7 protein-coding genes are annotated in these 7,314 nt (G+C 76.2%); 4 read left to right on the top strand and 3 right to left on the bottom strand.

Annotated elements, in window-relative coordinates; all coding sequences use genetic code 11:
* Positions 1-480: SsgA family sporulation/cell division regulator (locus A2U95_RS12450; protein ID WP_166022187.1), on the bottom strand; the 480-nt coding region annotated here is incomplete at its 3' end.
* Between the two features lie 90 nt (positions 481-570).
* Between A2U95_RS12450 and A2U95_RS12445 the strand changes: the two genes are divergently transcribed.
* The 4 genes from A2U95_RS12445 to A2U95_RS12430 all read left to right on the top strand — a co-directional run bounded on the left by A2U95_RS12445 (position 571) and on the right by A2U95_RS12430 (position 4,534).
* Positions 571-1,698, top strand: coding sequence for an energy-coupling factor ABC transporter permease (locus tag A2U95_RS12445; RefSeq protein ID WP_166022186.1), 1,128 nt, complete (start codon positions 571-573; stop codon positions 1,696-1,698).
* 5 nt (positions 1,699-1,703) lie between these two features.
* On the top strand, positions 1,704-2,465 hold the full coding sequence (gene cbiQ / locus A2U95_RS12440) for a cobalt ECF transporter T component CbiQ (protein WP_166022185.1): 762 nt from the start codon (positions 1,704-1,706) through the stop codon (positions 2,463-2,465).
* A gap of 2 nt (positions 2,466-2,467) precedes the next feature.
* Positions 2,468-3,259, top strand: a complete 792-nt coding sequence (locus A2U95_RS12435) for an energy-coupling factor ABC transporter ATP-binding protein (protein WP_166022184.1) — start codon at positions 2,468-2,470, stop codon at positions 3,257-3,259.
* Between the two features lie 102 nt (positions 3,260-3,361).
* Complete coding sequence (locus tag A2U95_RS12430) at positions 3,362-4,534, top strand: serine hydrolase domain-containing protein (RefSeq protein ID WP_166025126.1); 1,173 nt, start codon at positions 3,362-3,364, stop codon at positions 4,532-4,534.
* A 10-nt stretch (positions 4,535-4,544) separates the two neighbouring features.
* Here A2U95_RS12430 and A2U95_RS12425 read toward each other — a convergent pair whose 3' ends face one another.
* Together A2U95_RS12425 and A2U95_RS12415 are read right to left on the bottom strand one after the other, a co-directional pair.
* A complete protein-coding gene (locus tag A2U95_RS12425) occupies positions 4,545-5,042 on the bottom strand; it encodes a GNAT family N-acetyltransferase (protein ID WP_166022183.1) in 498 nt (165 codons plus the stop codon).
* 239 nt (positions 5,043-5,281) lie between these two features.
* Complete coding sequence (locus A2U95_RS12415; RefSeq protein ID WP_166022182.1) at positions 5,282-7,015, bottom strand: penicillin-binding transpeptidase domain-containing protein; 1,734 nt, start codon at positions 7,013-7,015, stop codon at positions 5,282-5,284.
* Positions 7,016-7,314 lie beyond the last annotated feature (299 nt).

Below are 7,314 nucleotides of genomic sequence, written 5' to 3'. Positions count from 1 at the left end.
GGGGGCCGGCGCCGTCGGCGCCGCCGCCGGGAAGGCCGCCGTCGCGGGCGCCGCCGTCGGGGGAGCCGCCGCCGGGGGAGCCGCGGTGGGGCAGGGCGGGGCGGTCGCGGTGGCGCCGGTCGGGGAGGGCGTCGGCGCGCCGGTGACCGCGGCGTGGATGCGGCCGAGGAAGCGGAGCAGGACGGTGGTGTCGAACTGGGCGACCACCACGCCCCGCTCGCCCGGCAGCTCCACCACCGTGCCGGCCCGCCCGCAGGGCCACACCCGCACCCCGCCCGCCTCGGCGCCCCGCGCGGGGCTGCACACGCCCCGCTCCAGCAGCGCCCGGTCCACCCGCCACTCGCGCGGCGCGGGCGCGGCCAGGCGGATCGTCACCTCCGACGCCCCGGTCTCGTGCCGCAGTACCGCCGGGACCCGGCCCCGGTCCTCCTGCGACGCGATCAGGACGTGCGCTCGTGTGTACTGCTCGATCGCGGACACGCACACAATGTCCCAGCTTTTCCCGTTTTCCGCTCTCCGGCGCAGGGCTCGTTCTTGCAAGGATGTTGCAACAAGCGGCACCATCGGACGGTGCATGTTCCCGATGGCTTCCTCGACGCCCCCACCTCCCTCGCGACCGGCGTGACGGCCGCCGGCGCCGTCGCCCTGTCGTTGCGCGGCGCCCGTCGCGAACTGTCGGCGTCCCCCGTCACGGGTGCCACGGCCGGCGCCGCCGGGCCGGGCGCCGAGCGCACCGCGCCGCTCGCCGGTCTGGCCGCCGCGTTCATCTTCGCCGTGCAGATGCTGAACTTCCCGGTCGCCGCCGGGACCAGCGGACACCTGCTGGGCGGCGCGCTGGCCGCGATCCTGGTCGGCCCCTTCACCGGGGTCCTCTGCGTCTCCGTGGTGCTGCTGCTCCAGGCGATCATGTTCGCCGACGGCGGCCTGACCGCGCTGGGCACCAACATCACCTGCATGGCGGTCGTCACCGTGGTGGTGGCCCACCTGGTCTTCCGGACGCTGCTGCGGGTGCTGCCCGCCGGCCGGTCCACCGTCACCGCGTCCGCCTTCGTCGCCGCGCTGGTCTCGGTGCCGGCGTCCGCGCTGTTCTTCACCCTGCTCTACGCGGTCGGCGGCACCACCGACGTGCCGATCGGCCGGGTCGCGGCCGCGATGGGCGGCGTGCACGTCCTGATCGGCATCGGCGAGGGCGTCATCACCGCCCTGACCGTGGGCGCGGTGGTCGCCGTCCGCCCCGACCTGGTGCACGGCGCGCGCGGCCTGGCCCGTCCGCTGAAGCTCAAGGTGAACGGCGAGCTGGTCGACGCCCCCGCCCGCCAGGCCGCTCCGGCCGCCGCTCCGCGCTCCTCGCGCGCGGTGTGGCTCACGGGTCTGGCGGCCTCCCTGGTGCTGGCCGGGTTCGTCAGCTTCTACGCCTCCGCCTCCCCCGACGGTCTGGAGAAGGTGGCCGCGGACCACGGCATCGACAAGGCGGCCGAGGAGCACGCGGTCGCCGACGGCCCGCTGGCCGACTACGGGGTCGGCGGCGTGGACGACGAACGGCTGTCGGCCGGCCTGGCCGGCGTGATCGGCGTCGGCGTCACGGCCGCCGTGGGCACCGGCGTCCTCCTGGTGGTGCGCCGCCGCGGGACGACGGCGCGGTCCGCCGCCGACGGGGCCGCCGTCCGCGAGGCCGCCGCCGGCCGCCCGGAGGCCTGACCGCCGTGGGTTCCGGGCACGTGCACCGGCTCCACCTGCCCGGCCACTCGCCGGTGCACCGGCTGCCCGCGCACACCAAGCTGGTCGCCGTCCTCGCGTTCGTGCTGGTCGTGGTCTCCACGCCCCGTGAGGCGGTGTGGGCGTATCCCGGGTACGCGCTGCTGCTGGCGGGAGTGGCCCGGACGGCGCGGGTGCCCGCCGGGTTCGCGCTGCGGCGGATGGCCGTCGAGGTGCCGTTCGTCGCGTTCGCCCTGCTGCTGCCGTTCGTGGCGCAGGGCGCGCGGACCGAGGTGCTGGGCGTGCAGCTCAGCGTCTCCGGGCTCTGGGGCGCGTGGAACATCCTGGCCAAGGGGACGCTGGGCGTCGGCGCCTCCGTCCTGCTGGCCGCCACCACCGAACTGCGCGACCTGCTGCTCGGGCTCCAGCGGCTGCGGATGCCGCCGCTGCTGGTGCAGATCGCCTCGTTCATGCTGCGCTACGGCGACGTCATCGCCGACGAGCTGGCCCGGATGCGGATCGCCCGTGAGTCGCGCGGCTTCCGGGCGCGCGGGCCGCGGGCCTGGGCCGTGCTGGCCAGGACGGCGGGCGCGCTGTTCATCCGCACCTACGAGCGCGGCGAGCGGGTCCACCTCGCCATGGTGAGCCGGGGCTACACCGGCACCATGCCGGTGACGGCCGGGTCCTCCGCGACGCGCGCCCAGTGGTCGGCGGCGCTGGCCCTCCCGGCGGCGGCCCTCGCCGTCTGCCTGCCGGCCTGGACTCTGTGACGATGGACCCCGTGACGACCGACCCCGTGACGACGAACCCCGTGCCGTACTCCCTGGAGGTCTCCGGCCTCGCCTTCGCCTACCCCGACGGCCACCAGGCCCTGTTCGGCGTGGACTTCGCCCTGGAGCGGGGCGAACGCGTCGCCCTGCTCGGGCCCAACGGCGCCGGGAAGACCACCCTGGTCCTGCACCTCAACGGCATCCTCACGGCCGGCACCGGCAGCGTGCGGGTGGCCGGACTGCCCGTGGACCGCGCCCACATGGCGGAGGTCCGGCAGCGGGTCGGCATCGTCTTCCAGGACCCCGACGACCAGCTCTTCATGCCCACCGTGCGCGAGGACGTCGCCTTCGGCCCGGCCAACGCGGGACTGCGCGGGGCCGAACTGGACGCCAGGGTGACGCGGGCGCTGGAGCGGGTGGGCATGGCCGGGCACGCCGACCGCCCGCCCCACCACCTGTCGTTCGGGCAGCGCCGCCGGGTCGCGGTGGCCACGGTGCTGGCGATGGAGCCGGAGATCCTCGTCCTCGACGAGCCGTCCTCCAACCTGGACCCCGCCTCCCGGCGCGAACTCGCCGAGATCCTGACCTCGCTGGACGTCACCGTCCTGATGGTCACCCACGACCTCCCCTACGCGCTGGAGCTGTGCCCGCGCTCGCTGATCCTCTCCGGCGGCACGGTCGTCGCGGACGGCCCGACGCCCGAGCTGCTGGCCGACGGGACGCTGCTGCGGGCGCACCGGCTGGAGCTGCCGTTCGGTTTCTCCCCGCGCCGGGCGGGCCCGCCCGCACTGTGACCGCCGCCACCCCGCCGCGCGGAATCCGGGCCGCGGGAGGCTTGTTGCGCGGGTTGGCACGACGGACGTGCGCGGAGCCCGATCGGGGGAACGGTGGACCAGGTGGACGTCGACGGCACGGTGACCGACCGGTTCGCCCCCGTCCGGGAGGCCTTCGAACGGAACTTCGCGCGCCTCGGTGAACGCGGCGCCGCGGTCGCCGTCCACCTGCACGGCCGGAAGGTCGTGGACCTGTGGGGCGGGACCCGGGACGTCGAGGGGGACGCGCCCTGGGAACAGGGCACGGCGCAGGTCGTGCGGTCGGCCACCAAGGGTGTGGCGGCGGCCGTGGTGCTGCTGCTCCACCAGCGGGGGCTGCTGGACCTCGACGCCCCGGTGGCGGAGTACTGGCCCGCCTTCAAGGCGGCCGGCAAGGAGCGGGTGACCGTCCGGCACCTGCTGGCGCACCGGGCCGGACTGCCCGCCGCGGACAGGCCGCTCACCCCCGCCGAGGCGCTGGACCCCGACCGCACCGCGGCGGCGATGGCCGCCCAGGCGCCGGCCTGGGAGCCGGGGACGGACCACGGCTACCACGCGCAGACCTTCGGCTGGCTGCTCGGCGAGCTGGTGCGGCGGGTGACCGGGACGTCGCTGGGCGCCTGGCTGGCGGCCGAGGTCACCGGACCGGCCGGCATCGACCTGTGGATCGGGCTCCCGGACGCCGAGGCCGCCCGCGTCGGGCGCTGCGGGCCCCTGCCGGTCCCGGAGGGCGCGGGCGCGCCCGGGGTCAGGGCCCGCCCCAAGCGGGCCGTCACCGAGGCCTACGCGGATCCGCGCTCGCTCACCCGGCGCGCGTTCGGCGCGGTCTCACCGTCCCCCGACGAGAACGACCCCGCCTACCGCGCGGCCGAACTGCCCGCCTCCAACGGCGTCGCCACGGCCCGGGGGCTGTCCCGCTTCTACGCGGCCCTGACCGGCGGTCCCGACGGCCGGGAACCGCTGTTCTCCCCGCGGACCCTCGAACTGGCCCGCGCCGAGCACTCGGTGGGCCCGGACCGCGTCCTGGTCGTCGACACCCGTCTCGGCGCGGGGTACATGCTGCACGGCCCCGCCTCCCCGCTGCTCGCACCCGGCTCCTTCGGCCACCCCGGCCGCGGCGGCGCGCTGGGGTTCGCCGACCCGGCGAGCGGCGTCGCCTTCGGCTACGTCACCAACGGCTTCCTGAAGTCGGTCACCGCGGACCCCCGCGCCCAGGCCCTGGTGCGGGCGGTGCGGGAGTCCCTGGCGGCGTCCTGAGCGGTGACGGTCACAGCGCCAGGTGCATCATGTGGACGCCGACCAGCCCGTGCGCGGGGTGCCGGAACCCCTCCGGAACCGTCCCCACGATCCGGAACCCCAGTGACTCGTACAGCTTCACGGCGCGGACGTTGGTCTCCACCACCGCGTTGAACTGGATCGCCCGGAACCCGGACTCCCGCGCCCAGGCGATCACGTACTCGCACAGCGCCCGGCCCACGCCGCGGCCGGAGTGGTCCGGGTCCACCATGAAACTGGCGCTCGCCACGTGGCGCGCGTTGCCGGCGCGGGACATGTTGCAGTTCATCTTGGCGCTGCCGAGGACCGCGCCGCCCTCGTCGTCCACCGCGACCACGGTCCGGTCCGGCGCGGGCAGCAGCCACCAGCCGCGGCCCTCCTCCTCGCCCAGGTCCAGCGGGTAGGGGTACGTCTCGCCGGACGCCACGATCCGCCGGAAGAAGGGCCAGACGGCGGGCCAGTCGGCCTCGGTTGCCTCACGGATCAGCATCCCGGGATGCTCCCACGCCACCCTGCCCGGGCCGCAACGGCTTTTCGCACCGGGCGGCGGTCCGGGCCGTCCCGGCGGATCCGGCCGTCCAAGCGGTCCGGGCCGTCCCGGCGGTCCAAGCGGTCCGGGCCGTCCCGGTCGTCCAAGCGGTCCGGGCCGTCCCGGCGGTTACGCGGCGGGCGGGCGTGCGCGCGGCGGGCGGCGTCCTCCGCGGCGGTGCGGGACCGCGAACGCGGGGATCAGCCCGCCGCGCGGAGGAGGGCGGCGACGAGCGGCCCCGCGTGCTCGCCGCCGTGGCCGCTCTCGCGGACCACCGCGGACGCGGCGAAGTCCCCGCGGTACGCGGTGAACCAGGCGTTGGGCTTGTCCTGGCCCTGCACCTCCGCGGTACCGGTCTTGGCGCCGTAGGAGGGGCCGAGCCCGGTCATCGCCCCGGCCGCGGTGCCCGCCTCGGCGGTGTACCGCATCAGTTCCCGCAGCTGGCCCAGCGTGGAGGAGGACATGCCGCGCGAGGCCTCGGCCAGCACGCGGCCGTCCACCGCCGGCGGCACCAGGTAGGGCTGGTGGAAGGACCCGGCGGCGACGGTCGCGGAGACCGAGGCCATGTTGAGCGGGTTCATCCGCACGCCTCCCTGCCCTATCAGCGAGGCCGCCATCGGCGCGTCGGACTGCACCGGGACGGCGCCGTCGAAGGTGGAGACGCCCACCGACCAGTTGTCCAGGCCCAGGCCGAAGACCTGCTGGGCCTCCTCGGTCAGGTCGTCGTCGGAGAGCTTCTCCGCCTGGCTGATGAAGGCGGTGTTGCAGGAGCGGGCGAAGCTCGCCTTGAAGGAGGCGTCCTTCATCTGGAACTTGTCGTCGTTCTGGAACTTCCACCCGCCGTACGAGGAGTACTTGGGGCAGGGGTGCTCGCGGTCGTTGGCGGCCAGGCCCTTGTCGAGCAGCATGGCGGAGGAGACCACCTTCATGGTGGAGCCGGGGGCCAGGGAGCCCCGGAGGGCGGTGTCGACGTCCGGGTCGGAGTTGGCGGCGGCGAGTATCTCGCCGGTGGAGGCGCGCATCAGCACCACCGAGGAGCGCGGCTTGGCGGCCACCTCCCGCTCGGCCAGCTTCTGCAGACCGGGGTGGAGCGTGGTCGTCACCTCGCCGGGGGTGGCCTCGGCCAGCAGCAGCAGCTCCCGCCCCTCGGCCTCCTCCCGGTCCGCCTCCTCCTTCTTCTTCCGCTCCTTCGGCGGGGCGTCGCCGTTCTTCCCGCCGCCCTCGGTGTCCTGGAGGCTGTCGGCGGGGACCGCCCGCAGGGCGACGGCCGGGGTGCCGCCGGACTTCTCGCCGTACTTCTCCCCGAGGCTCTTCAGGATCGGGCCGATGGACGGGTAGCCGGCGGTGGTCAGCTTCCCGCCGTCGCGGTCCAGCGCCGTGACCGGCGCGCTCCCCGCCTCGCCGGTGACCAGCCGTTCGCCGTCCTTCAGCTCCGGGTGGAGGACCGAGGGGCGCCACCGGACGACCGGCTCGCCGTCGGCGGCCCGGCGGACCACGGTGAGGCCGCTGTCGTAGGCCAGCGGCTCGCTCAGCTTCTCGTGGGTGACGGTGGCCCTCACCGCGAAGGCCAGCGCGTCCCCCTTCGGCCGGCCCGCGGTGAAGGCCGCGTCGGTGATCCCCGCCTCCTCGGTCCAGCCCGCCAGGTGGACGCGGGCCGCCTGCGGGTCGGAGGTGGCCGCGGCGGCCGCGGCGACGTCGCCCTTCCGCCAGGCGGTCAGGAAGGCGTCGGCGGCCGCGGTCACGTCGGCCGCCGTCAGCGGGGCCTCGCGCAGCTCCTCCGGCGACCGCGGGGAACCGGCCGCGGAGGCGCCGTCGCCGAACACCACGTAACCGCCGGCGCCCAGGCCGGCCACCGCCGCGGCGACCAGCAGGCCGGTCAGGGCGGGACGGCGGCCCAGGCCCCGGCGCTCGGGGACGCGCCTTCTCTTGCCCACGGTCTGTTCCTCCGGAGATGGACGGCCGGCCGGGCCGGAGGAGCCGGCCGCAGCGGTGGAGCGGGGAATGTGCACGGTGCGGTGCTCATGTTCTCAGCGCGGACCGACACCGCGGGAGGGGGGCGGCCGATCGCCCTCCCGCGACGGCCCCCGGGCGCTGGTGGCGGGCCCGTCACCGCAGGCCGGGCCGCTCCGCCGGCCGCCCGGGGTGACGGTCGTCACCCGGCCGCCCGCAGCACCGCGGCCACGATCGGGCCGGCCGCCTCACCGCCCCGTCCGCCCTGCTGGGCCACCGCCGC

This window comes from Streptomyces chilikensis, from assembly GCF_001642695.1.
Taxonomy (GTDB): domain Bacteria; phylum Actinomycetota; class Actinomycetes; order Streptomycetales; family Streptomycetaceae; genus Streptomyces; species Streptomyces chilikensis.
The sequence above is the reverse complement of the archived record's forward strand: the minus strand, read 5'-3'. Positions and strand labels throughout refer to the sequence as shown.